22 protein-coding genes are annotated in these 23,822 nt (G+C 62.3%); 15 read left to right on the top strand and 7 right to left on the bottom strand.

Annotated features, from left to right (window positions below; all coding sequences use genetic code 11):
- The 3 genes from LJE93_12235 to LJE93_12225 form a co-directional block, all read left to right on the top strand.
- Positions 1 to 340, top strand: a 340-nt coding sequence (locus tag LJE93_12235) for a hypothetical protein (protein ID MCG6949671.1), incomplete at its 5' end; no start/stop codon positions are given.
- A gap of 15 nt (positions 341 to 355) precedes the next feature.
- Complete coding sequence (locus LJE93_12230) at positions 356 to 1,405, top strand: VWA domain-containing protein (protein ID MCG6949670.1); 1,050 nt, start codon at positions 356 to 358, stop codon at positions 1,403 to 1,405.
- Between the two features lie 85 nt (positions 1,406 to 1,490).
- Positions 1,491 to 2,432, top strand: a complete 942-nt coding sequence (locus LJE93_12225; GenBank protein ID MCG6949669.1) for a hypothetical protein — start codon at positions 1,491 to 1,493, stop codon at positions 2,430 to 2,432.
- Between the two features lie 160 nt (positions 2,433 to 2,592).
- Here the strand turns inward: LJE93_12225 and LJE93_12220 are convergent, their stop codons facing one another.
- Together LJE93_12220 and LJE93_12215 are read right to left on the bottom strand one after the other, a co-directional pair.
- Complete coding sequence (locus LJE93_12220) at positions 2,593 to 3,939, bottom strand: ABC transporter permease (GenBank protein ID MCG6949668.1); 1,347 nt, start codon at positions 3,937 to 3,939, stop codon at positions 2,593 to 2,595.
- Entirely contained in the window at positions 3,939 to 4,682 is a 744-nt protein-coding gene (locus LJE93_12215; protein MCG6949667.1) for an ABC transporter ATP-binding protein, read from the bottom strand. Before LJE93_12215 ends, LJE93_12220 begins: the two co-directional genes overlap by 1 nt.
- Positions 4,683 to 4,883: 201 nt before the next feature.
- Here LJE93_12215 and LJE93_12210 point away from each other — a divergent pair, with 201 nt between their 5' ends.
- The 6 genes from LJE93_12210 (at position 4,884) to LJE93_12185 (ending at position 12,104) form a co-directional block, all read left to right on the top strand.
- Positions 4,884 to 5,681, top strand: a complete 798-nt coding sequence (locus LJE93_12210) for a hypothetical protein (GenBank protein ID MCG6949666.1) — start codon at positions 4,884 to 4,886, stop codon at positions 5,679 to 5,681.
- A 2-nt stretch (positions 5,682 to 5,683) separates the two neighbouring features.
- Positions 5,684 to 6,478 (top strand): exodeoxyribonuclease III, encoded by a 795-nt coding sequence (xth, locus tag LJE93_12205; GenBank protein MCG6949665.1) that lies wholly within the window; start codon positions 5,684 to 5,686, stop codon positions 6,476 to 6,478.
- A 151-nt stretch (positions 6,479 to 6,629) separates the two neighbouring features.
- Positions 6,630 to 7,067 carry a PaaI family thioesterase gene (locus LJE93_12200; protein ID MCG6949664.1) on the top strand — a complete coding sequence of 146 codons (438 nt, stop codon included), beginning with the start codon at positions 6,630 to 6,632 and terminating at the stop codon, positions 7,065 to 7,067.
- A gap of 153 nt (positions 7,068 to 7,220) precedes the next feature.
- Positions 7,221 to 8,906: an ABC-ATPase domain-containing protein gene (locus LJE93_12195; protein ID MCG6949663.1), complete on the top strand. Its 1,686-nt coding sequence runs from the start codon at positions 7,221 to 7,223 to the stop codon at positions 8,904 to 8,906.
- Positions 8,907 to 8,909: 3 nt separating this feature from the next.
- Positions 8,910 to 9,731 carry a bifunctional DNA-formamidopyrimidine glycosylase/DNA-(apurinic or apyrimidinic site) lyase gene (mutM, locus tag LJE93_12190; protein ID MCG6949662.1) on the top strand — a complete coding sequence of 274 codons (822 nt, stop codon included), beginning with the start codon at positions 8,910 to 8,912 and terminating at the stop codon, positions 9,729 to 9,731.
- A gap of 321 nt (positions 9,732 to 10,052) precedes the next feature.
- Positions 10,053 to 12,104 carry a carbohydrate binding family 9 domain-containing protein gene (locus LJE93_12185; GenBank protein ID MCG6949661.1) on the top strand — a complete coding sequence of 684 codons (2,052 nt, stop codon included), beginning with the start codon at positions 10,053 to 10,055 and terminating at the stop codon, positions 12,102 to 12,104.
- Between the two features lie 135 nt (positions 12,105 to 12,239).
- Here the strand turns inward: LJE93_12185 and LJE93_12180 are convergent, their stop codons facing one another.
- Both LJE93_12180 and LJE93_12175 read right to left on the bottom strand, forming a co-directional pair.
- Positions 12,240 to 13,073 (bottom strand): hypothetical protein, encoded by an 834-nt coding sequence (locus LJE93_12180; protein ID MCG6949660.1) that lies wholly within the window; start codon positions 13,071 to 13,073, stop codon positions 12,240 to 12,242.
- Between the two features lie 5 nt (positions 13,074 to 13,078).
- A complete protein-coding gene (locus tag LJE93_12175; protein MCG6949659.1) occupies positions 13,079 to 13,600 on the bottom strand; it encodes a TlpA family protein disulfide reductase in 522 nt (173 codons plus the stop codon).
- 111 nt (positions 13,601 to 13,711) lie between these two features.
- On the opposite strand from LJE93_12175, the gene LJE93_12170 reads away from it, so the two are divergent.
- On the top strand, positions 13,712 to 14,620 hold the full coding sequence (locus LJE93_12170; protein ID MCG6949658.1) for a 3-hydroxybutyryl-CoA dehydrogenase: 909 nt from the start codon (positions 13,712 to 13,714) through the stop codon (positions 14,618 to 14,620).
- A gap of 16 nt (positions 14,621 to 14,636) precedes the next feature.
- Positions 14,637 to 15,893, top strand: a complete 1,257-nt coding sequence (locus LJE93_12165; protein MCG6949657.1) for an acetate kinase — start codon at positions 14,637 to 14,639, stop codon at positions 15,891 to 15,893.
- Positions 15,894 to 16,011: 118 nt separating this feature from the next.
- On the opposite strand, the gene LJE93_12160 is transcribed toward LJE93_12165, so the two are convergent.
- Both LJE93_12160 and LJE93_12155 read right to left on the bottom strand, forming a co-directional pair.
- Positions 16,012 to 16,662, bottom strand: a complete 651-nt coding sequence (locus tag LJE93_12160; protein ID MCG6949656.1) for a CDP-alcohol phosphatidyltransferase family protein — start codon at positions 16,660 to 16,662, stop codon at positions 16,012 to 16,014.
- A complete protein-coding gene (locus tag LJE93_12155; protein ID MCG6949655.1) occupies positions 16,659 to 17,441 on the bottom strand; it encodes a type III pantothenate kinase in 783 nt (260 codons plus the stop codon). The genes LJE93_12160 and LJE93_12155 overlap by 4 nt, the downstream gene beginning before the upstream one ends.
- A gap of 704 nt (positions 17,442 to 18,145) precedes the next feature.
- Between LJE93_12155 and LJE93_12150 the strand changes: the two genes are divergently transcribed.
- Positions 18,146 to 19,915: an insulinase family protein gene (locus LJE93_12150; GenBank protein MCG6949654.1), complete on the top strand. Its 1,770-nt coding sequence runs from the start codon at positions 18,146 to 18,148 to the stop codon at positions 19,913 to 19,915.
- 1 nt (position 19,916) lies between these two features.
- A complete protein-coding gene (locus tag LJE93_12145; protein MCG6949653.1) occupies positions 19,917 to 21,392 on the top strand; it encodes an insulinase family protein in 1,476 nt (491 codons plus the stop codon).
- 166 nt (positions 21,393 to 21,558) lie between these two features.
- Here LJE93_12145 and LJE93_12140 read toward each other — a convergent pair whose 3' ends face one another.
- The gene (locus LJE93_12140; GenBank protein MCG6949652.1) at positions 21,559 to 22,020 is read right to left on the bottom strand and encodes a flavin reductase family protein; all 462 of its coding nucleotides are present in this window, start codon (positions 22,018 to 22,020) and stop codon (positions 21,559 to 21,561) included.
- A gap of 115 nt (positions 22,021 to 22,135) precedes the next feature.
- Here LJE93_12140 and sucC point away from each other — a divergent pair, with 115 nt between their 5' ends.
- Positions 22,136 to 23,302, top strand: a complete 1,167-nt coding sequence (sucC, locus tag LJE93_12135; GenBank protein MCG6949651.1) for an ADP-forming succinate--CoA ligase subunit beta — start codon at positions 22,136 to 22,138, stop codon at positions 23,300 to 23,302.
- Positions 23,299 to 23,822: succinate--CoA ligase subunit alpha (locus tag LJE93_12130; GenBank protein ID MCG6949650.1), on the top strand; the 524-nt coding region annotated here is incomplete at its 3' end. The genes sucC and LJE93_12130, both read left to right, overlap by 4 nt.

Below are 23,822 nucleotides of genomic sequence, written 5' to 3'. Positions count from 1 at the left end.
CACCCTCTGCGACGAGGAGTCGTACTCCAACGCCGAGATCTTCTCGCACGCCTTCAAGTCTCTGGAGCGGGGAAAGCTGGTGGGGACGCCGACCTTCGGAGCCGTGATCTCGACCGGCGGCACCCGGACCCTGGATGGCGCACTCGTTCGGCTGCCCGGCCGCGGGTGGTTCGTCGCGCCCACCGGAGTCAACATGGAACACAACGGAGCGGTGCCGGATGTCCTGGTGACCCAGCCACCGACCGAGGATCGTTCAGCCACCGAGGACACCCAGCTTCGCAAGGCGGTCGAGGTGCTGCTGGCGGAGCTCGAGAGCGATCCGCGAACCGGAGCCTGGTAAACGCGTAGAACCCGTATGCACCCACGGATCCTTGCCGGGTCCGCCACTCTCATCATGGCGGTGGCCTGTGGCCAGGCCGAGGCTCAGCAGACGCCGACGCCTTTCGGCTCGGTGGTCGAGGTCACCCGCATCATCACCGAGGTGCGAGTCGTCGACACTACCGGTCATCCGGTGACCGACCTGGGACCGAGTGATTTCGAGGTCAAGCTCGATGGCCGGCCGGCCGAGGTCGAATCGGTCGAGTGGATCCCCTCGATCTCCGGCCTGACGGAGGCGCCGTCTCCGCCGCCAGGAATTGCGCCGACGCCACCCCCGGAAGTTGCCGAGGGACGGCTGATTGTCATTCTCTTCCAGGTCGACTTCGCCTTTCACCCTTCGAGAACCTCTGGTCTGATGCAGATCGCGCCCCGAGCGGCCGAGTTCGTCGGCAGTCTCGGACCCCGCGACCGTGTAGCGGTGCTCGTCTTCCGCAGCCACCTCCAGCTTCGAGTGGATTTCACCGGCGATCACGAGGCGGTCTCGAAGATGCTGACAACGACCGAGATTCTCGACCGGCAGATCGATCCACCGGAGCCTGACGGGCCGTCCCTGGCCGCCCATCTAGACGCCGAGGAAGCCCGGGATGTGGCGTCGATGGCCAGCACTCTGGAGCTCATCGGCAAGGCTCTCCAGCCGATACCCGGCCCGAAGTCCTTGGTTCTTTTCGGTTATGCGCTCGGTCGCTGGAGTGCAGGTCCGAACATCACGATCGGTGACGGCTACAAAAGGGCAATGGAGGCCCTCACCGCGGCTCGCACCTCGGTTTTCGCGATCGACATCACCGACGCCGACTACCATTCGCTTGAGCTCGGCCTCCAGGTCATCGCCGAGGACACAGGCGGTATTTACGTCAAAACAAACATCTTCCCGGACGTCGCAATGGCCCGGTTGGGCCGGGTCATCTCGAGCTACTACGAGTTGTCGATCATTCCTCCACCCGACTTGGACGACAAATTCAAGATCAAGGTGAAGGTCAAGCGACCGCGGGTCGAGGTCTTTGCCCGACAGTGGCGTCCCTCGGACTAGGAGGCCTTTGCCGCAGAGGCCGCGAAGGGTCCGTGGTCGCTGACAGTCGGTGTGTCATAATCGCCTTCCACCGGGAGGTACAAAAGTGAAAACAGAGCACTTCGCCTCAGTTACAGCGTGCGCGATCCTTTGCGGCATCTTCGGATTCGTGCTCCACGCGAGCTCGAGCCCGACTGACTTCGATATCCCGAAGACTCCGGACGGCACGGTCATCGCGATCGTCGAGGCTCTTCACGAAAAACACCCCGAGATTCTCTGGTCGGCGCTCCCGCCGAGCTACCGGAAGGACATCTCCGAGATCACCTCCGATTTCGCCGCCAAGACGGATCCCGAGGTGTATGACCACGCGTTTGCTCTGCTGATGCGGGCATTCGAGGTCCTCGACGATCAAAAGGACATCATCATCGGGAGTCAGACCTTCCAGGAATCGGGGGCTGACGCCGCGGAGGTTCGCGCGGCGCTGAGCGACACCCAGGCGTTTACGTCGATCCTGAAGGGAAGCGAGATCGCCACCGTTGCCGGCCTGCAAACGATCGACTGGGAACGATTCCTCGCCACCACCGGCGCAAAGCTCATGGCGCAGGCGGAGGCAATCGACACTGGCGAATCTACGAACCCCTTCGAGGAGCTCGTCTCGATCAAGGCGGAGACAATCATGATCGACGGCGACCGCGCTACTTTGAGAATCAGTTCGAAAGAGCATGATCCGGAAGACGTCGAGATGGTGCGGATCGAAGACCGGTGGATTCCGACCGACCTCGCCGATGAATGGCCCGAGTTCGTCGCGGAAGCCCGTCAGGGCCTTGCCGAGATGACGCCAGAAACCATGGCGGCGCAGAAAACGCAGATCATGATGTTCCTCGGTATGGCCGAGGGCTTTATCGATCAGGTTGCGGCCCTGCAAACCCCCGAAGAGTTCGACGCCGCGATCGGGCCGATGCTGGCGCCGTTCATGGGAGGGGTTGGGACGGGTTTCGATGACGAATCCGCGTGGGAAACCCCCGACGAGGGCCAAAACTCGGAGTGAATGAGGAATTAGGAATTAGGAATTAGGAATTCCCGACCTCCCCCGCCCTCGATTTCGCCACCTGGGTGGGGTGGGTGGCATTCCTAATTCCTAATTCCTAATTCCTCATTCCTAACTCCTAATTCCTCATTCCTAACTCCTAATTCTCAGGCCGGTCGCACTACCGCCCCGCGAGCGCATCCGAGGGATCGCCGGAAGCGGCGCGGATGGCGGGCGGAATGGCGCCGAGGATGCACGCGCCGATCGCCAACGCCAGCATGGCCGCAATCAGCCAAGGCGAGAACTCGAAGAAACTGTCGGGCTTGAACGGGAAGTCGGGAATTTCGTTCGCGGCGTAGAAATCAACCATCGCAGCGGCCGCCAGGGCTGCTATGACGCCGACGACTCCGGCCAGCAGGCCGACCACAACCGCCTCGGAGACCAGCATCCGCCGAACATCACTGCGTCTCGCTCCGACAGCTCGAAGCAGCCCGATCTCCCGCCGCCTCACCGCCACGACCATGAAAAAGACGTGCATGATGTGCGCACCGGCTACCGCGATCAGCACGCCCCCGACCAGAGCCAGCAAAAGAGTCACCACCGCAATCGCCGAGGCGGCACGACGGGCACCGCGATCGCGAACCTCGAGGCCCATGTCTTCGACCGTCTCGACTACACGCGCCGCCGCTTCCCTCGATCTGAGTTCGACGACCGCCGAGTGGAACTCGTCGGCGGCTTTCGCAGAGCCGAGCGTCGCGTTCAGCCGTCGGACCTCACCGAGAGGCAAAGTGATCCCGAGTGGAATCGCTTGGTCGGAAACACCCACCAGCCGCATTCGCTCGCGAATTGGCGGTCTCGCGTTGGATCGGAAGGTCGACCTGCCGAACTCGACCTCGAAAGCCAGTCCAGTCAGTGCGTCGGGATTGATCTTCGGCAGACCGTACGACCGTCGGAAACCGCCATTGTACAGTTCGACCACATACGGCGACACGAGCACGGGAACGAACGGCCGGCAGACCCCCCGAGCATCGCAGTAGGATCCGTCACCGCACTCCGACCCGCTCCGACACGGCCTCCCGATGCGCTCGCCGTCAACCTCCCGAAAGACACCACCGAAATCATCCGCCACCAGGCGGGGATCGATCCCGTCGGCCACGACCTCGGTCTGCAGCCCTGCGCCGAAAAGCGACGATCCGCCGGAGGCCAGCGCCGGTACCGTGAGCCGCATCTTCGGATAGACCGCCTTCACTCCATCGACCGATCTCAGGTCGGCCAGCACTGCCTCGTCGAGAGTGTCGCTACCGAGGTCGAGTCGAAGGGCAAAAATGTCGATATCGGCGCTCCTCCGCTCGACCTCGATGAAATCTTCCGGAAAAACCTGGACCAGGAGATGTTCCCGGATCCCGAATCCGAGTGCGAGAAAGAAGCACAGCGCGGCAACCCCGAGAACGATCCCGACCGAAGCCGCCGCGAAATGCCGCCAGTGGCGCCCGAGGTCGGCCAGCACGGCGTGAATCCAGCCAGCCATCACGACTGGGCCTCCATCTCCGAAAGATGGCCGCCATGCAACCGCATGACCCGCGATCCAGCGGCGGCGATCGCCTCGTCGTGCGTGGCGGCAACCACCGTCATGTCGTGACTCTGTCGCAGGTCCGTCAGCAACTCGACAATCTCTTTTCCCGTTTCGAGGTCGAGGTTGCCCGTCGGTTCATCGCAAAGGAGAATCGCGGGATCGTGAAACAGGGCGCGTGCAAGGGCCACCCTCTGGCGTTCACCACCGGAGAGCGTCGTGGGACTGCGGCCTGCACCTCCTGCCAGGCCGACGACCTCGAGGAGTTCTTCGGCACGACGGTCGACCCAGGACCCGTCACGCCGCCTCTGCCCTCTAGCGAAGAGCGCCGCCAGAGCCACATTCTCACCACAGTTCAGATGATCGAGCAGGTGGTAGGCCTGAAAGACATGGCCGACGACGGTGTTCCTGAATGCCGACAGGTCGGCGTCATCGAGGGACTGCAGGCGTCGCCCGGCCACCTCAATGACACCCTCGAAGCTCCTGTCCAGCCCGCCGATGAGGTTGAGCAGAGTCGTCTTGCCCGTGCCCGAACGGCCGACCACCGACACGAAATCCCCGTCCTCGATCTTCAGGTCGACACCCTGCAGTACGTCGATGTCGGCCTGCGGGTATCGTTTGCGAACCCCTTCTAGGATGATCACCGCTGGAGTGTAGCGCGACCGTCGGTTCTCGATACTCGTCTCTCGATACTCGCTCATCTATCCACCCGCCCGCCCGATGCTGGATACTCGATCCTGGATACTCGATCCGCCCACCCACCCCTTGACGATTCAGCCTGACGACCTTTCGATTCGTTGAGTCGAGCATCCAGCATCCAGCATCGAGGATCGAGTATCCGTTTTGCACACTGGGCAGCTCGAGGCCAGCGTCGCCAACCCGATACGCTAAACTTTGCCTCCATGCACATCCTCGCGCTCGACTTCGACGGTGTTCTCTGCGATTCCTCGCGCGAGGTTTTCGTGGTCGCCGTTGACACGTTCGCCTCCCTCGAACCACGCTCGGCTCTTCTGCCTCGCCTCACACCGCTGAGAGACGACGCCGCAGCAGGCGGTACCAAGCATCGGGAATCTGATTTTTATCGAAATTTCCGGAATCTCCTTCCGCTCGGCAACCGAGCCGAAGACTTCGGCGTTTCGTTGAAAGCGGTCGAATCAGGTTCCGAAATCACGAACCAGGACGAGTACGACGCCTACTTTCGTGAAATTGACCAGTCCTGGTTGGACCTCTTTCATCGGCACTTTTACGAGAGCAGAAGCGCACTTCGCGCAAGGGACCCGGACCGCTGGCTAGCGCTCCACCTCCCCTTCCCGGGTCTTGCCGAGCAGCTCCTTCAGCACCGGGAACACACCCTGCCGGCAGTCGCAACGGCGAAGGACGCGCACTCGGTACAGCTCCTGCTCGAACACCTCGGCTACGACAGCGTCTTCGATCGCGAACTGATTCTCGACAAGGAAACCGGAGTCGAAAAGACGCATCATCTGCGTGCTCTGCGGGAGCGCACAGGAGCGGAATTCCCGGACATGACGTTTGTTGACGACAAGGTCAACCACCTGCTGCGGGTTGCCGAACTCGGCGTTCGCCCGGTCCTCGCCGGCTGGGGTTTCAACACCGAGCGCGAGCACGATCTTGCCCGCCAGCTCGGATTCGAGGTGGCAGACCTGTCGACCGCCGAAAACATCCTTTTCAAGGGAGAATGAACTTGGCGAAGAAGAGAAGCACCACACGAATTTTCAGCTGGAACGTCAACGGCATCCGAGCCTGTGGGCGTAAGGGTTTCCTCGATTGGCTTGCCGAAAGCCGGCCAGACATACTCGGGCTGCAGGAGACGAGAGCTCTGCCGGAGCAGCTCGAAGAGAATCTGCGTCAGCCGAACGGCTACCGGGTCGAGTTTCACCCGGCCGAGCGAAAGGGTTACTCGGGAGTCGCGTTGTACACGAAAATTCAACCCGAGAATGTCGTCCTCGGTGGGCTGGGCGATCCTCGATTCGATGATGAGGGAAGGCTCATCATCGCCGATTACGGGGATTTCCTCTTCTACACCGGCTATTTCCCCAACGGAGGAAACGACCTCAGCCGCGTCCCGTTCAAGCTCGAGTTCTCCGAAGCCGTCCTACAGCACGCCGAGGAGCAGCGAAAGGCGGGCCGGAGTATCGTGATCTGCGGTGATCTCAACACCGCCCACGAAGAGATCGACCTCGCGAATCCGAAGTCGAACAAAAAGAATACCGGATTCCTGCCCGAGGAACGCGAATGGCTCGGCCGCCTCATCGACCACGGCTACGTCGATATCTTTCGCCACCTTCACCCCGGTGAGGAAGGTCGCTACACGTGGTGGAGCAACCGCAAGGGCGTGCGCGAACGAAATGTCGGGTGGCGCATCGACTATTTCTTCATTTCTCCCGATTTGGTGGACGACGTCGTCGCCGCCCGTATCCACGCCGACGTGCTCGGGTCGGACCATTGTCCGATCGAGCTCGAGCTCGCCCGTACTTGAGTTTTGAGTGTTGAGTTTTGAGTTTTGAGTTGTTCCACCCGGCCACCCGGCAGATCTCCCTCCTGCAGGGGGCGGGCGGAAATTCCGAATTCCGAACTCCGAATTCCGAATTCGCGGTCGGTAGAACATGCTCTCCCGGAGGCACGGCCCAATGACGAGCACGCACCATCGTCGCCTGGAAAGCATGTACCTCTCGGCACCATTCAACGGGCTCTTTCAGCCCTCGCTGACCATCCGCGAAGGTGAGGCCGAGGTGTCGTTCGACGCCGGTCCGCACCTCCATCACGCCGCGAATGCGGTTCACGGTTCCAACTACTTCAAGGCGTTGGACGACGCGGCCTTCTTTGCCGTCAACTCGCTGGTCGAAGATGTCTTCGTTCTGACCGTCACCTTCAACATTCAGCTCTTGCGTCCGATCAGCGAGGGCCGAATGATTGCCAGGGGGAAGGTGGTCAACGCCGGGAAGACCGTCTGGGTGGCTGATTCAATCCTCCGCGACGAGGAAAACCGACTTCTCGCGCGCGGCACCGGCACCTTCATGAGGAGCAAGATTCCGCTCGAGGATATCCCGTCATACTCGGATGGGTAAGATGTCATCACGTATAGAGAAGGTCGAGAATATTTCGAATTTGGAATTTCAAATTTCGGATTTACCGCCCAACCGCACCCGAGCCCGGGAGGGCGGAGGGGAACTCAAAACTCAGAACTCAAAACTCAAAACTCTCCTCGACGGGCCGTCACAGTGAAGCAACTCGAGTCCATCCTCCTCCGCATCGATGGTCGCGGCTACAAGGCGTACAAGGAGGTCCAGGGACGGCTTTTCTCATTCGACGGATTCGACCTGGTGGTCGAGCACGTGCAGGGCGATCCATACGCCGCGCCGTCGCGCTTTCGGGCTCTGATCCCGCTCGTCAGCAGCGGTCTTCCTGCATCTGCTCTGAGAAGCGACGCTCGCCGACGTGCCGCGAGAGACTACCTGGCACGGGCCTTTCGCGCCGCATCGCGGGAATTCGAAGAGCTGGAGATCGATGCCGGTCGGCAGACAGTGCTCGATCGCTCGGCCTGCCTCATCGAGAACGAGAACATCGATCTCCGGTTCAGAGTCGATCTCCCCGGTGCAGGAAGGAGGATCCTCGGTCGAAAAGCGGTATCGCTCCTGATCGGCGAGCTTCCCCGCATCATCGACCAGACGGTTGGATCCGCACACCTCGACCTCGAGAGGCTGGAGCGTCACATCGCGGCGGTCGAGGACCAGGTAGCACTCCGGGAGGCCCTCGACGCGGCTGGACTCGTTGCATTCGTCGCCAACGGATCCCTTCTGCCGCGCCGGAGCGGCATCGACGACCGGCCGCTCGCCAACGCCGTTCTCTTCGAATCGCCGCAGTCACTCGACGTGATTCTCCGGGCGCCAAACGCCGGCGACGTCAGCGGCATGGGTATTCCCCGCGGCATCACCTTGATCGTTGGTGGCGGCTATCACGGCAAGTCGACCCTCCTGCGAGCACTCGAGACCGGAATCTACGATCACATCCCCGAAGATGGGCGCGAACAGGTGGTGGCGGTCGAGAATGCCGTCAAGCTTCGAGCCGAGGACGGGCGGGCGGTGCACGCGGTGGATATCTCGCCGTTCATCTCCCACCTCCCCGGCGGCCACGGAACCACGAGCTTCTCGACCGAGCTCGCCTCGGGCTCGACCTCGCAGGCGACGGCCCTCGTCGAGGCCCTCGAAACCGGCGCCTCGTGCATCATGCTCGACGAAGACACCTCGGCTACCAACTTCATGATCCGCGATCGCCGGATGCAGGAGCTGGTCGCCAAGCCCTCGGAGCCGATCACCCCGTTCGTGGATCGTGTTCGTGAGCTGCGCGATGACCTCGGCGTCTCGACCCTGTTGGTGATGGGTGGATCCGGCGATTACTTCGATCACGCCGACCTGGTGATCCAGATGGATGCCTATCGGGCACGAGACGTGACCGGAGAGGCCCGGGAGATCTCGTCCCGGATCGTTACCGGCCGGCGGGAGGAGCGGGAGTCCGACCTCGCAACAGCGCCACCCCGTCAGCTCGACCCACGCTCGGTCAATCCGGAACGCGGGAGGGGGCGGTGGAAGATCCAGGCGCGTGGCGTCGACACCCTCGTGTTCGGGCGATCCGACATCGACCTGCGGGCGGTCGACCAGATCGAGGATCCATCGCAGGTCCGAGCCATCGGGTGGATCATCGGACGCTTGAGCGAGGAGAAGATCCCCGCGTGCGAACCTCTTCCGGAGATTCGTCGGATGCTCGACCGACTCCGCAAGGGAGACTGGACCTGGCTCAGCGGCAGACCGGACGGTGACCTCGCCGGGCCGAGAGCACACGAGGTATTGGCCGCTCTCAACCGGCTCCGCGGGGTGCGATTCCAGGGCGATCCCGACAAGGCGGAGTGACGGGTGCCGGAGCTACCGGAGGTCGAGACCATCCGTCGCGTGCTGGAGCACGAGGTGCCGGGTGTCCGAATCGATCGGGTGAGTGGTCGTTCGATCAACATGCGCCGGCCATTGGCGATAGAGAAGCTCGCGCCATTGCTGACAGGCGCCAGCTTTCTCACTCTTCGCCGACGCGCAAAGTACCTGCTGTTCGACTTCGATCGCCCGGGATCGCTGCTCGTTCACCTCGGCATGTCAGGTCGTATACAGCTGGTGGATGAAATGGCACCTCTTGCAGACCACACGCATATGATTCTCACACTGAGCGATGGACGTCAGCTGCGCTTCGTCGATCCACGCCGATTCGGTCTCATCGACTGGCTTGCACCAGGCGGCGAGGACACCGATGCCTCGCTGGCACGGCTCGGCATCGAACCGCTCGATCCGGGCCTGGTGTCGATTCTTCCCCCACTGCTTCACGAGCGGCGATCGCCCATCAAGAGCCTCCTCCTCGACCAACGCGTGGTAGCAGGAATCGGAAATATCTACGCGGCAGAAGCTCTCTGGCGCGCGGGTATCCACCCGCGGCGTGCGGCGAACCGGACCTCTCTCGCTCGACTCGGTCGTCTCGCCCAGTCCGTGCAGGACGTATTGAAGGAGGCCGTGGACCGGGGCGGCACCACCCTTAGAGACTTCAGCAAGCCGGATGGAGAGATGGGCTTTTTCGCGCAGCAGCTTGCAGTCTATGGACGCCAGGGTGAGGAGTGCGGGCGCTGCGGATCGGCCATTCGATCTGAAGTCATCGGAGGAAGAACAACCGCGTGGTGTCCCGAGTGCCAGCGATAGCGCCCGCCCTCCCGCCCGGCTGCACGGCTCGACGGCTTGTCGGCTTGACGGCTTGACGGCAGAGAAACCTGTCAGCGCTTCTCGCATCGGTGTGCCAGGTGCCACTATTCGCATTTTCTTCGGTGCGCTCCTGCCGTGCAGGCGACGGTGACAATGCGAATGGTGGCACCGGAGTCGTCGATGCGGCACGCCCCTCTCAGAGAAGCAAGGGTGGCACCGGTGTCGACCAAGCGGCTTCGCGCTGCGAGGGTTCGGCGGTGAAGCCGTCGTGCCGCCTTGCTGTATTTGACCCCCCCGGTTATCTCGTGTATCACAGCCGCTGTGACGAGCTTTCGGTCGAACGCGTTACCAACCTTCGTCTGCATCCTGATGTCTACGGCCGTCGCCGCCGCCGAAAAGCCGTCGATCGGGGCTGCGAAGCTGTCCACGCCTCCCGCCATCGATGGTGAGATCGGCGACGAGGAATGGGCGGGGGCCTCGATCATCGACGAGCACTTCGTACAAATCGAGCCCGAGCACGGAAGCCCCTCACCGTTTCGCACCGTGGTCCGCGTCGGACAGACCGGAGATTCACTCTATGTCGCCTTCGAGGCGTACGATCCCGACCCGGCTCGCCTCGCCGCCGCTGTAACCCAGCGCGACGACGACCTGGACCCGGACGACTCGGTCGGAGTCCTCATCGACACCTTCGGCGATCGGCGAACCGCCTACCTGTTCGGCACCAACACCCTGGCCACGCAGCTCGACGGGCGAATCGCCGACAACGGCCGCACGGTCGACCTCGAGTGGGACGAGGCCTGGACCTGCGGCGCCAACCGATACGCTGATCGCTGGGTCGCCGAGTTCGAAATTCCGTTCGCCGCACTCCGGTTCCCTTCTGGAGCCGATCAGACCTGGGGCATCAATTTCCTTCGCATGGTCCCGCGGAGGCTGGAATCTGCACTGTGGTCGGGACCGGCCGAATCTCGATGGCGGGTCACCGCCTTCGGTTCTCTGACCGGAATCAAATCACCCGTGGGAGAGCAAAAGACCTGGCAGGCAATTCCTTACGCGGTGGCCTCGATTGAGGAAGACAAGGGAGCCGACCTCGAGATCGGCGGCGACCTGAGGTGGCGTCCGTCGAGCTCAATCGGAGTCGACCTCACGGTGAACCCGGACTTCGCGCTCATCGAAGCCGATGTCGAGACCATCAATCTCACCAGATTCGAGCTCTTCATTCCCGAAAAGCGACCGTTCTTCCTCGAGGGCAACCAAATGTACGAGCAGCGTATCCGCCAGTTCTACAGCCGGCGGATCGGCGACATCACCTGGGGTGGCAAGAGCACGGGCACGATCGCACGCACCGATTTCTCGGTCATCGCGACGTCGGAAGACATGGAAATCGACGCGACGGGCGCGACCAACCGTGCGGATTACGGTATCGCTCGCTTCCAGCGCGGTCTGCCAGGCGGCTCGACGATTGGCCTGCTTGCTACCAACCGCCGGCGCGACGGATCCAATCAGGGCTCGATCGGACTCGATACGACACTCTTCTTCACCGAGACATTCGGGATGACCGCGCAGCTCATTCGCGTTCACGGAGACCAGGCCGATGGCGGTCTGGCCTGGTTCGTCCGCCCCTCGTACGACAGTGCCACCACCCACTTCCACGTCCGCTACACCAGCCTCGACCCGCAAATTCGCGAAGATTTCAACGCCGTCGGATTCTTGCGCGACGACGATCGCCGGGAGCTTGACACCAACTTCAACAGGACATTTTGGCCGCAGGGTGGGGTCATCGAAAAAATCGAAGCCGGTGCCAATTACAACCGGTACACGAGCCAGGAGGGCGTTCTGCGGAGCTGGGAGTTCGAGCCTGACGTGGAGATCACCTTTCGCAGCGGTTGGGAGATCGAAATCGAGTACGTCGACGAGTTCAAGCTCTTCGAAAAGGAGTACCGGAACGATCGTGTCGAACTGAAAGGAGGGTGGGATGGACGTGACGGAAGGTCGATCTTCGCCTTCGTCGGCAGCGGGGTGAACTTCGACAGCGACCTCGTGCTCTACGGTGCGGAGGCGGCCTGGAAGTTCGGTGACAGCTTACGGCTCTCATATTCCGCCACGCGCCTCGAGCTCGACCCCGACCCCGAGAATGAAACCACCTGGATCCACGTGCTCGAGGCCCTGTATGCATTCAACCCGGATCTCTTCGTCAAGCTCTTCGTCCAAACCAACTCGGCGATCGACAAGGTCAACGTTCAGGCGGTCGGCGTGTGGCGCTTCAAGCCGCCGTTCGGATCCGTTCAGATTGCGTTCCAGCGCGGCACGTCGGAGATTGGGGAGGAGTCGGATCAAGGGAACACGCTGTTCACCAAATTCTCGTGGGTGTTTTAACTGGTCAGCGCTTCTCGCTTCGGTGTGTCAGGTGCCACCTTCACAATTGTCAGCAGCGCGCTCGGGGAGTCGAAGCGCCAATAACAATTGTGAAAGTGGCACCGGTGTCACCGAAGCGGGTTCGCGCATCGAGGGTCAAGGTCGCGGAAGCGTGATCCTGGACTTCGGCATCGCGGGAGAGCCCCGCCCAGGCTTGTTTCTATCGGGAAATCCTCCGCCGAGCGGGCTCGTGGTGATGGTCGGCCCGACATGCCCGAGAGGAGTCGGGCGGGGGGTCGGGATCTGGCCGCCTCCGCGTCGCCAGATGAACGATACCAGGTTGGCGAGGTCCGTCAGTCCACGGGAAAGCGACACGCCTGCAACGCCAAAGGTCACCGATCTGTCGTCGAGAGTTCGCCAATCGCGGAGCTCCCCGGTGCGGTAGAACTCGTCGCCCACGAAGGGATAGAGCGACCGGCTGCGAGCCAAAGCCTGGGCTATGGTGTTCTCGTAGGCGCCGCCGCGAATCAAGGCGCCGTCCTGACCGTAATAGACCAGGCGAACCCTTTCGAGAATCGAGTCGACATAGCTCCGGTAGGCGTCCGAGTACTCCGCTTCCCGCTGGTCATCGTGCACGACAGCGAGCGGATCATTGGCGTCGAGAACCAGGACCGCGAGCACGCCCGCCTCCTCGACGAGGTCCTCCAGAGGCACCGGCTTTCGGAGATCGGCCGCGCAGCGACGAATCTGGGAGTCGAGCGCAGACGTCAGGCTGCCGGGAGGGCCCGCCCGCCACGCCGGCGGGGCCCCGAGGCCACGTGCAATACCCGCGTCATAACGCTTTTCATGCTTGCGGACCTGGCGCGCGAAATCGGGCGGAAAGAAATCTACCGCAGTCCAGGCCACGTGCCGCGCGGTCGCGCCACTCCATCCGATGCAGGTCACGGCTGCGATCAGGGCGAGAAACGAACCGCCGCGGCGACCGACCACGCCCTTCACTGTCGGTCCGAACCTGCCGGAAGGTCTTCCATCTCGCGCACGAGCTTCCTGATCTCGTTCGGCACCTCGGGAGAGTATCCACGGTAGATCTGGACCGGCCTTCCCTCCCGGTCGAGGAGCAGGTTGGTGGGCACTGCTGTCAATCCCAATGTCCGCAGCGTCCCCTGGTCCATGCGGTACACCGGAACGTCGATATCGTATTTCTGGAGGAAGCGGGCGCCCTGGACCGCGTGCTCATCGACGTTGATCGTTATCAACACGAATTCTTCGTCCGCCAGCTCGACAGCCAGTTTCTGCAGCTCGGGAAGTTCCATGCGGCAGGGTCCGCACCAGCTGGCCCAAAATGTCATCAGCACCGGGCGTCCCCGGAAAGACTCGAGATCGAGCTGGCGCGAACCGTCGAGCGCCGTGAACGCGAGATTGGGGAAGACCGGCACCTCATCTTCGGCCCCGGAGACCGGGCATGGACCGAGAAAGCACGTCAGTAAAACACTCAACACAACGAAAACCCGTCTCATAAAGCCATCATACACCGTTTTACGTCACCTCACGAGCGGCACCACGAAACCCCTTGTGAAATCCTGCACAAACAAGATGTATCGCAACTGTATTTCTGCTACACTGCCCGAATGAGCTGGGAACTGCACCGAATCACCATCGTCGGCGGCGGAATGATGGGGCGCTCACTGGCCATCAAGGTCGCCCAGGAAGGCATCCACGTCTACCTCAAGGAGGTCTCCGCCGAGGCCGTTGAAACCGCCCAAAACGAGCTCGAACGGACGCTCGACCGAGCCATCGACCGCTTCTCGCTCACCAAATCCGAGAAGAAGGCCATTCTCTCTAGAATCACGTGGGTCACACAGTTCGATTGTGCCACCGACAGCGACCTGGCACTGGAAGCGGTGCAGGAGGACTTCGGCCTCAAACGCCAAATCCTGCGCGAGCTCGACCACCGAATGCCACCGGAAAACCCGATCGTCCTGACCACCTCCACCCTCTCGATCACCGAGCTTGCCGCACAAAACAACAATCCCGAGCGGATCGTCGGGATGCACTTTCTGTTTCCGGTCACCACCACACGCGTGGTCGAAGTCGTTCGCGGTCAGCTGACGACGGACGACGTCTACGATCGGGCGATCGAATTCGCGCGCCTGCTCGGAAAGATCCCGATCAAGGTCTTCGAAATGCCCGGCTTCGTCACCACCCGCGTGCTCCTCCCGTTGATCAACGAAGCCATGCACGTGGTAATGGAGGGCGTCGCAGACGCGGCCGAGGTCGATCTGGCGATGAAGATGGGTTACGACTTCCACATCGGACCCCTCGAGTGGGCGGATCGCACCGGCCTCGACCGGGTGCTCAACTGGATGAAGCACCTTCACAACGAAAGCGGCGAACCCCGTTTTCGACCCTGTCCGCTCCTGAAACGGCTGGTCCGTGCCGGCCTTCTGGGCGCCAAGACCGGCCGTGGTTTCTTCGAGTACGATGAGAACGGCAGGCGAACGGACCGCCTCCCGGACGACAAGCCCCGCCTGGGATAGGCTAACGGAGATTCCAATGAAAATACTCGTTCTCAACAGCGGGTCCTCTTCGGTCAAGTTCCAGGTCATCGAGACGGACCTCGAGCGGATGAACGCACACGAAGACCTGACCCTGGCTGTCGGACTGGTCGAAAAGATCGGCCTCTCCGACTCGCGCCTCCTGCTCGAGGTGCCGGACCGGAAGCCCTACCAGGATTACCGCGAGATCCTCGAGCATCGAACCGCCATCGAGTGGGTGCTGCGCATCCTGGTCGATCCCGAGGTCGGGATTCTCGAGTCGGTCGACGAGATCGGTGCCGTCGGCCACCGGGTGGTGCACGGCGGCGAAGCGTTCGCGTCTTCGGTGCTGATCACGCCAGAGGTGGTGGACAATATCGAAGCCTGCTCCGTTCTCGCGCCACTCCACAATCCACCTAACCTTCGCGGCTATCACGCAGCGCACGCAGCGATGCCCGACATTCCGCACATTGCAGTTTTCGACACTGCCTTTCACCAGACCATGCCTGCCCACGCATTCCTCTACGGAATCCCATTTCAGCTCTACAAGAAGCATCATCTGCGGAAATACGGCTTTCACGGCACCTCGCATCGATTCGTCACCTTCCGGGGCAGCCAGATTCTCGGCTGGGACCGGGGGGACAAGAGGTTGATCAGCGTCCACCTCGGCAACGGCTGCTCACTTGCAGCAGTCGATCACGGCAAAAGCATCGACACGTCTATGGGCTTCACCCCCCTCGAGGGCCTGATCATGGGCACCCGGTCCGGGGACATGGATCCGGCGATCGTGCCGTGGCTGATGGCGATGGAGGAGCTGACCCTGCATCAGGTCAACACGATGCTCAACAAGCACTCCGGCCTCTACGGTGTATCCGGCGTCTCGTCGGACATGCGCGAGATCATCGACGCCCGCGACCGCGGCCGGGTTCGCGCCGACGTCGCCTTCCGCATGTTTTGCTACCGCCTCAAAAAGTACATCGCGGCCTACGCGGCAGCGATGGGAGGCGTCGACGCAGTGATCTTCACCGGCGGCATCGGCGAAAAATCAGCCGAGGTGCGCGAGGCCGCTCTCGAAGGCCTCGAGTTCATGGGCATCGAGCTCGACCACGACCGCAACAACGCCGCCACCAGCGGCGAGGCCGAGATCTCAACTGATGGATCACACGTCCGCATCCTGGTCGTCCCGACCAACGAGGAGAGGACGATCGCGCGCGACGTCATCAGGGTGCTGAACAACGTGATGCCGGAGTTCACGCCTCCGGAGACGTTTGGCTGACCACCCACCCGCCCAAATGGGAATGAGGAGTTAGGAATTAGGAATTACCGCCCGCCCTCCCCCCAAATCGAAGGAATCTCTGGGTGGGCGGCATTCCTAATTCCTCATTCCTAATTCCTCATTCTTTTTCAGCGTCTCCCTGTTCCCGTGCGAGTCTCGCCTCGTCGACGCTCCGGCTGACCCGGTAGATGTAATTGAAGCCCGAGACGATGACCAGGCAGAAGGAGCCGTAGAAGCAGGCCTGCGGTACCAAGGGCGGTACCGGCGTCACATTCGCCAACAGCACCACCGCAATGGTCACGACCTGCACCGCTGTCGCCGCCTTGCCCAGCAGCGACGGCGGAAACTCCCGAAGCCCTTCGACGATATAGAGAACTCCGGCGACGAACATGATCATGAAATCCCTGAAAAGAGCGAGGATCGTCAGCCAGAGCGGGATGACGACCTGCTGTCCGAAGGGAATCGTGAGTGTTATGTAGGCAACGGTGATCAGGATCTTGTCCGCCAACGGATCGAGGTAGGCGCCGATCCGGGAGCGCATATCCATGCGTCGAGCGAGCCAGCCGTCGAACGAATCCGTGATGCCCGCGATGATCAGGATCCAGAGAGCGAGCTTGAGGTCGCGTTCCGACACCGCGAGCACGAAGAACGGCACCATCGCCAACCTCATCAAGGTGATGAAGTTGGGCAGGGTCAAAGGCCGCAATTTCTCCTCGACCCTCGTGCGGATCCTGGTTCGCGTCTCCCCCTTCATCGCAGATGCGGTCAAGCGCTCTCCCCCCGGTTGAGCTGCCAGAGAATCCGAAGCCCGTGCAGCGTCAGGTCCGGCTCGACGTGCAGGATCAGGTCGGTGTGACTCGCGAAGGCCGCTGCAAGCCCACCGGTCGCGATCACCGTCGCCTCGCCAAGCTCGCCCAGAATGCGGCGAGTCACACCTTCGATCAGGCCCAGATAGCCGTAAAACAGGCCGGATTGGATGCTGTCCACAGTTCCCTTGCCGATCACTCGAGGCGGAGGCGCCATCGCGACACTCGGCAGCTTGGCGGTCTTCAGGCTGAGGGCTTCTGCGGTGACCCCGGGCCCAGGGGCGATCGCACCCCCCAGGTACTCACCTTTTTCCGACACCACCTCCCAGGTGATGGCGGTTCCGAAATCAAGCACCAGACACGGTCCCCCGTGCTCGGCAAAGGCCGCCACCGCGTCGCACAGGCGATCGGCACCGAGCTCCTGTGGCGCCTCGACCTTGAGCGGCATCCCCGTACGGATGCCTGGTTCGACGAAGAAGGGGTCCTTGTCGAGGTAGCGCCGAACACCTTCCCTGAGACGCGGATCCATCGGCGGCACCACCGAGGAAACCGCGACATCGGCGAGGTCTTCGGCGCTCACCCGCTCCCATTGCAGGAGCTGGTGAAGCCACATGCCGACCTCGTCGGCGGTGCGTTCGGCATGGGTCGTCAGCCGCCAATGGGTACGTAGGTTCTCGCCCTCGAACAGGCCAACCACAGTGTTGGTGTTCCCCACATCCAGCGCCAGCAACAGGTGATCCAATGTCTCCTCCGAGATCTAAAAGTTACAATTCTCGGCTCGCAGTGTCCAGAGGAGCCGCGGAGCGGCGACAGATGATTCGTTTCTAGCCTTTGGATCGCACAATCACTCGATCTGTCGCCCCCTCCGGAGGCTCGCATCTCTATTCATCATCCCATTCCTGGGGCTTACGCCCCAGGCTCACCATCTGTCGCGCCTTCGGCGCTTCACTCGGCGGGCCATCGCAATTCGAGGGTGATTCGGGCCAATCAGGGCCTCTCTCATCGCGATGTCCTCACCCGAATTCAAGGAATCGCCTGCCCCTCCCGGCGAATCGAATGCGATTAGCCAGCTGCCGCCTGGTTGTTTCGGGTGTTGATTCAGGGGCCCGGCGGAGCCGGCAACGACGCCCCTTGTCTGAAACGCGCAAGAGGGAGGGGATAAACCCCTCCCCTACGATTCCGGACACGGTCGTAGGGGCGGGATATATCCCGCCCTTGTGCATCGAATCCAATTGCGTCCATCAAGGGCGGCGTGTATGCCACCCCTACAAGACGTGAATCCCCTTTTTGTGGAGGCGGGTTCAAAACCCGCACCCGTCCCGCGCCGTAGTATCATCTGCGCGCATCGTGCGCTGACATGTCGATTCTTCGGGCGCCCGCGGGTCCGAACGACACACAAATCTGATGCAGCAACGAACCAAACCAATCGACGGAAGGAGCGAAACAATGAGTCTTCGGCGACGATCCACGATCGCCCTAATGGCCATGACCGTGCTGCTGTGCGGCCTCCCGGCAGTCGCACAGGATGCCGAGGTCCCGGTCCGGGAGGTTTTCCTGGACAACGGCATGAAGCTTCTGATGGTGGAACGCCACGAGAGCCCAAGGATCTCGGCAGGATGGGTGGCTCATGTCGGCTCGGTCAACGAGCAGGTCGGTGCTACCGGCATCGCCCATCTCTTCGAGCACATGATGTTCAAGGGCAGCCGGACGATCTGCACGTCCGATTACGAAAAGGAAGCCGAGATCATGGCCAAGCTCGATGAGCTGCGGCTCGAGATGGAGGCCGAGTACGAGGTCATGCGCGAAGCCAAGCGGCGCGGCGAGATCACCGGCAGCATTTACCTGCCGGAGAACCAGACCGAGCATCTGGCCGAGCTGCGCGAAAAGATGAAGGTCCTCCAGGACCAGCAGAAGGAGTACATCGTCAAGGACGAGATCGACCAGATCTACACAGAGTCCGGGGCCTCCGGCCTCAATGCTGGAACGATGGAGGATGCGACCTTCTACTTCATCACCGTTCCCGCGAACAAGCTCGAGCTGTGGTTCTGGATGGAATCGGAACGTCTCCTCAACGCCGTCTTCCGCGAGTTCTACACCGAACGGGACGTGGTGCGCGAGGAGCGCCGCATGCGAGTCGAGTCGAACCCGGTCGCCAAGTTCGAGGAACAGTACGACTTCATGTTCTGGGGCTCGCTCCCCTACCACCACCCGGTGGTCGGTTGGCCGTCGGATGTGGAGTCCATCACCAGGGCCCAGGCGCAGAAGTTCTTCGCCACCTACTACGCCCCCAACAACATCACCGCGGCGATAGTCGGCGACTTCGACTCGGACAAGGCCCTCGAGCTGGCGAGGAAGTACTTCGAACGCGTCCCCCGTGGCGAAAACGACCCTCCGCCGGTCGTCACCGAAGAGATCGGCCAGCTCACCGAGCGCCGGATGACCGCACGCGCCGACACCAACCCGTCGGTCCAGGTCCGATGGCACACGGTGCCCTTCGCCCACTCCGACTATTTCGCGCTTGACGTGATGGCGGCAATCCTGTCCGACCGCACGGGACGGCTCTACAAGTCGCTGGTGGAGGCCGAGCAGATCGCCACCGGCGAACCGTACGCCAGCCATTCGGCCCTGAAGTACGGCGGCTACGTCGAAATCGGCGCCGAGCTCGCCGAGGGCGTCGATCACCAGATCGCCGAGCAGGCCCTGCTGAACGAGATCGAGCGCCTCAAGAGCGAGCCGGTGCCGGAGCGCGAGCTGCAAAAGGTCAAGAACCAGTCCCTCGCGAACTCCTTCCGACGGCTCCAGTCGAACTTCTTCCTCATGCTCCAGCTCATGATCTACGACGTCTGGGACGACTGGCGCTACCTCAACACTTCGACCGCCGATTACGAGGCGGTGACCACCGAGGACATCCAGCGCGTCGCCAACACCTACTTCACCGACGAGGGCAAGAACGTCCTCTGGTATTTCCGCAAGGAGGGCTCGGCGGAGGATCCCGAACTCGCGGCCCTCTCCGGCCAGGCCAAGGCGATGGCCAAACAGGCGATTGCCCAGATCGAGGCGGTGGAGGACCCGGCCGAGCTCGAACAGGGGCTCGCGCAGATGCAGGCCATGCAGGAGCAGGCGCCGCCCGAGTTCCAGCCGGCCATCGAGCTGATCATCAAGAGGGCGGAAGAGCGGATCGAAGCGCTCCGGGTCGCCGCCGGGGAAGGAGAGTGAGATGCGACGCACGACCATTCTGACCGCATTTTTCGTTCTGATGGCCGCCGGCACGTCGTTCGCCGCCGACATTCCGGACCGCCCCGAAAAGCTCGCCTATCCCGAGCTGACCTTCGACGTCCCGGACGCCGACGCGCTCCGTTTCGAGCTCTCCGACGGCACCCCGGTGTACGCCAAGCAGGACAAACAGTTCCCGCTCATCAACATCACCGTCTACTTCCGCGGTGGACAGTACCTCGTGCCTGCGGGCAAGGAAGGTCTGGCAGCTGTTACCTCGGCGGCCTGGCGCACCGGCGGCGCGGGCGAGCGCACCGCGCAGGAGCTGGACGAGGAGCTCGACTTCCTCGCCGCGAACCTCGGCACAAACATCGGCGAGGTTTCGGGCTCGGTGAGTCTGAACGTGCTGTCGAAGGATCTCGAGGCGGCAATGGCGATCTTCATGGACGTCATGACCGCGCCCCGCTTCCAGCAGGACCGCTTCGACAAGGCCAAGGAAAACCTCCTGCAGGCCATGAAGCAGCGCAACGACGACACCGCCGACATCGAGGCGCGCGAGTGGAGTCGCCTCATTTTCGGCGATGATTTCTGGCAGAATCGCCTCGCAACCCAGGCGTCGGTCGACTCTGTTACCGCGACCGACGCAAAGAACTTTCTGAAATCCCTCCTGCGGTCTGGAAATACTGTGGTTGCGGTTGCCGGCGATTTCGAGCCCGAGGCTCTGAAGACGCTGCTCGAAACGACGGTGGCGACGCTCGAACCGCTGGCCGAACCGCTGCCGCCGATCCCCCAGCCGGATCACACGCCGGTGCCGGGTGTTTACGTCGTCAACAAGGCCGACGTCAATCAGGGCCGGGTCAGCATCGGTCGCCCGGCATTTCGGCTCGGCCACCCGGACCAGTTTCCTCTCATGGTCGGCAACGACATCCTCGGCGGGTATGGCTTCACGGCCCGGATGATGAAGCGCATCCGGTCTGATGAGGGCCTTGCGTACGGTGCCTACGCCAGCCTCGGTTTCCCGGCCACAATTCCCGGTGACTTCCGAGCCTTCTACCAATCCAAGTCCTCCACCTGTGCTTACGCGGCCGAAATCTTCTTTCGCCTGCTCGACGACATGCGGAACAACCACGCCACCGAGGAGGAGATCACGACTACCAAGGCCTCTTTTATCGAGACATTTCCCAATCAGTTCGCCTCTGCCGCACAGATCGCCGGCCTCTACGCGGTCGACGAGATCCTCGGCCGGGATCACGACTACTGGGTGGACTATCGTGACAACGTCGACGCGGTGACCGCCGACGAGATCCAGAAAGCCATGAAGAAGGATCTCGATCCGGAGACGATGATCATGCTCGTTGTCGGCAATATCGAGGAGATCATGAAGGGTCACCCCGAGCACGATGCCAGGCTCACCGATTTCGGGAAGATCATCGAGCTGCCGCTGCGCGACCCGATGACCCTGGAGCCGATCGTCGAGTAGCGCAACCTTCGAAACGAAATTCGCCCGGGCCTCGTGCCCGGGCGTTTTCGTTTCTTGAATTAGGAGTTAGGAATGAGGAATAAGGAATGCCGCCCACCCCCACGGACTCCAATCCACAGGGGGGTCGGGTGGGAATTCCTCATTCCTCATTCCTAATTCCTCATTCTCAGGAGTATGTCCAGGGAGTGTCGTGGATGGTGAGCAGCTCGCCGTCGCGGAAGCTCTCGGCGATGACGGCCTCGGCGACGACGATGTCGTGGTCGCCTCCCTCGACCCAGTGCTTCACTCTGCAGCCCACATAACCGAGGGCGTCGTTGGCAACCGGAGCGCCGGTCTCCGGGCAGTTCTTCCAGTCGAGTCTTTCGAAACGATCGTCCGGATTGCTGAAGCCCACCTTGGCGAGCTCGAGCTGACCCTTGTCCAGGAAGTTGACGGTGAAGGCTCCCGAATCCTTGATCATGCCGTGGCCTTCATGTGTGCGGCGCACCGCGGTCGCGATCAGGCACGGCTCAAAGGACGCCTGGGTCAGCCACGAGCCGGTGTAGATGAACTTTCGCTGGTCGGTGCGGACGCCGATCAGGAAGAGACCGTTCGGTATCAGACCCAACATTTCCCTGGGCTCGCTCATCGTGTCCCCCTTGCTCAGTTGATCCGTTATCTCAGTTTAAATCAAACCTTGCGAGCTTGTGAATTCGGGGGCACAATAGCCCGGCCCGTTCGCGGGCAGCTCCGAAGGAGGAATGATGAAGATTCACGAGTATCAAGGCAAAGAGGTGCTGGCCCGGCACGGCGTGGCGGTGCCGCGCGGCATCGTCATCACCGATGCCGAGGCGGCACGAGCGGCGGCCGAGGAGCTCGGTGGCAAGGTGGTCGTCAAGGCACAAATTCACGCCGGCGGGCGTGGCAAGGGTGGTGGCGTCAAGCTCGCCGACACTCCTGACGAGGCGGTCAAATTGGCCGATGAGATCCTCGGAATGACGCTGGTCACCAAGCAGACCGGTCCCGAGGGCAAGCTGGTGCGGACGGTTCTTATCGAAGAGGCGCTGCCGATCGACCGCGAGCTCTACCTGGGCGTGGTCCTCGATCGTTCGGAGGGCTTCCCCGTCATGATGGCGTCGAAATTCGGTGGGATGGAGATCGAGGAGGTCGCGGCCGAGAACCCCGACGCCATTCTCAAGGCCCACTTCGATCCCGACGTCGGGCTTCACCCGTACCTCAGCCGCAAGCTCGCTTTCGGGCTCGGCCTCGAGGGTGAAGCGTTCAAGGCCGGCACCAAGTTCATGCACGCCCTGGCGCAAGCCTATGGAGAGACGGACGCCTCGCTGCTCGAGATCAACCCCCTGGTGACCACCACCGACGGGCGGGTGATCGCGCTCGACGCCAAGATGAACGTGGACGACAGCGCGCTCTACCGCCACAAGGATATCGCCGAGATGCGCGACATCCACGAGGAGGAGCCGCTCGAGGTCGAGGCCTCGAAGTTCGACCTCAACTACATCAAGCTCGACGGCAACATCGGCTGCATGGTCAACGGCGCCGGCCTGGCGATGGCGACCATGGACATCATCAAGCACTACGGCGGCGAGCCGGCCAACTTCCTCGACGTGGGCGGCGACGCCTCGCAGGAGCGGGTGGCCGCAGCCTTCCGCATCCTGCTCTCGGACCCGTCGGTCCGAGGCGTGCTGGTCAACATTTTCGGCGGAATCGTGCGCTGCGACATGGTCGCGAACGGGGTCATCGCCGCTGCCAGGGAGGTCGAGCTCAGCGTGCCGCTGGTCGTTCGGCTCGAGGGCACCAACGTCGAGGCGGGACGAAAGGCGCTGGCCGAGTCGGGGCTCGATCTGATCGTCGGTGAAGGTATGGCCGATGCCGCTGAGAAGGTCGTGGCCGCGGTCGGAGGTGCATCATGAGTATCTGGGTCAACTCCGAAACCAAGGTAGTCGTACAGGGCCTCACCGGCAAGGAAGGGCGGTTTCACGCGGAAAAATGCCGCGAGTACGGTACCCAGATTGTCGCCGGTGTCACTCCGGGCAAGGCCGGCCAGGACGTCGACGGCGTGCCGGTCTTCAACACCGTCGAGGACGCGGTCAGGGAAACCAACGCCAACGCGTCGCTGATCTTCGTGCCGCCTCCGTTCGCGGCCGACGCAATCCTCGAGGCGGCTGATTCCGGCATCGAGGTCGTCGTCTGCATCACCGAGGGCATCCCGGCACGCGACATGGTGCGGGTGCAACGCATCCTGCAGGGGCTTCCCACCCGCCTGATCGGCGGCAACTGCCCCGGCATCATTACCCCGGGCGAGTGCAAGCTGGGCATCATGCCCGGACACATCTCGATTCCGGGGCCGATCGGCGTCGTCTCGCGCTCCGGAACCCTCACCTACGAGGCGATCGGTCAGCTGACGGCCCTCGATCTCGGCCAGTCGACCTG

Source organism: Acidobacteriota bacterium (genome assembly GCA_022340665.1).
Lineage (GTDB): Bacteria > Acidobacteriota > Thermoanaerobaculia > Thermoanaerobaculales > Sulfomarinibacteraceae > Sulfomarinibacter.
Note: the sequence above shows the minus strand (reverse complement) of the source record. Positions and strands in the feature narration are given on the sequence as shown.

What these genes read in the sequence shown, in the direction of transcription:
- LJE93_12230 (MCG6949670.1), top strand. Translation starts at nt 356, where the DNA reads ATGCACCCACGGATCCTTGCCGGGTCCGCCACTCTCATCATGGCGGTG.
- LJE93_12220 (MCG6949668.1), bottom strand. Translation starts at nt 3,939, where the DNA reads ATGGCTGGCTGGATTCACGCCGTGCTGGCCGACCTCGGGCGCCACTGG.
- LJE93_12215 (MCG6949667.1), bottom strand. Translation starts at nt 4,682, where the DNA reads ATGAGCGAGTATCGAGAGACGAGTATCGAGAACCGACGGTCGCGCTAC.
- LJE93_12210 (MCG6949666.1), top strand. Translation starts at nt 4,884, where the DNA reads ATGCACATCCTCGCGCTCGACTTCGACGGTGTTCTCTGCGATTCCTCG.
- LJE93_12200 (MCG6949664.1), top strand. Translation starts at nt 6,630, where the DNA reads ATGACGAGCACGCACCATCGTCGCCTGGAAAGCATGTACCTCTCGGCA.
- LJE93_12175 (MCG6949659.1), bottom strand. Translation starts at nt 13,600, where the DNA reads ATGAGACGGGTTTTCGTTGTGTTGAGTGTTTTACTGACGTGCTTTCTC.
- LJE93_12170 (MCG6949658.1), top strand. Translation starts at nt 13,712, where the DNA reads ATGAGCTGGGAACTGCACCGAATCACCATCGTCGGCGGCGGAATGATG.
- LJE93_12165 (MCG6949657.1), top strand. Translation starts at nt 14,637, where the DNA reads ATGAAAATACTCGTTCTCAACAGCGGGTCCTCTTCGGTCAAGTTCCAG.
- LJE93_12150 (MCG6949654.1), top strand. Translation starts at nt 18,146, where the DNA reads ATGAGTCTTCGGCGACGATCCACGATCGCCCTAATGGCCATGACCGTG.
- LJE93_12145 (MCG6949653.1), top strand. Translation starts at nt 19,917, where the DNA reads ATGCGACGCACGACCATTCTGACCGCATTTTTCGTTCTGATGGCCGCC.
- LJE93_12140 (MCG6949652.1), bottom strand. Translation starts at nt 22,020, where the DNA reads ATGAGCGAGCCCAGGGAAATGTTGGGTCTGATACCGAACGGTCTCTTC.
- sucC (MCG6949651.1), top strand. Translation starts at nt 22,136, where the DNA reads ATGAAGATTCACGAGTATCAAGGCAAAGAGGTGCTGGCCCGGCACGGC.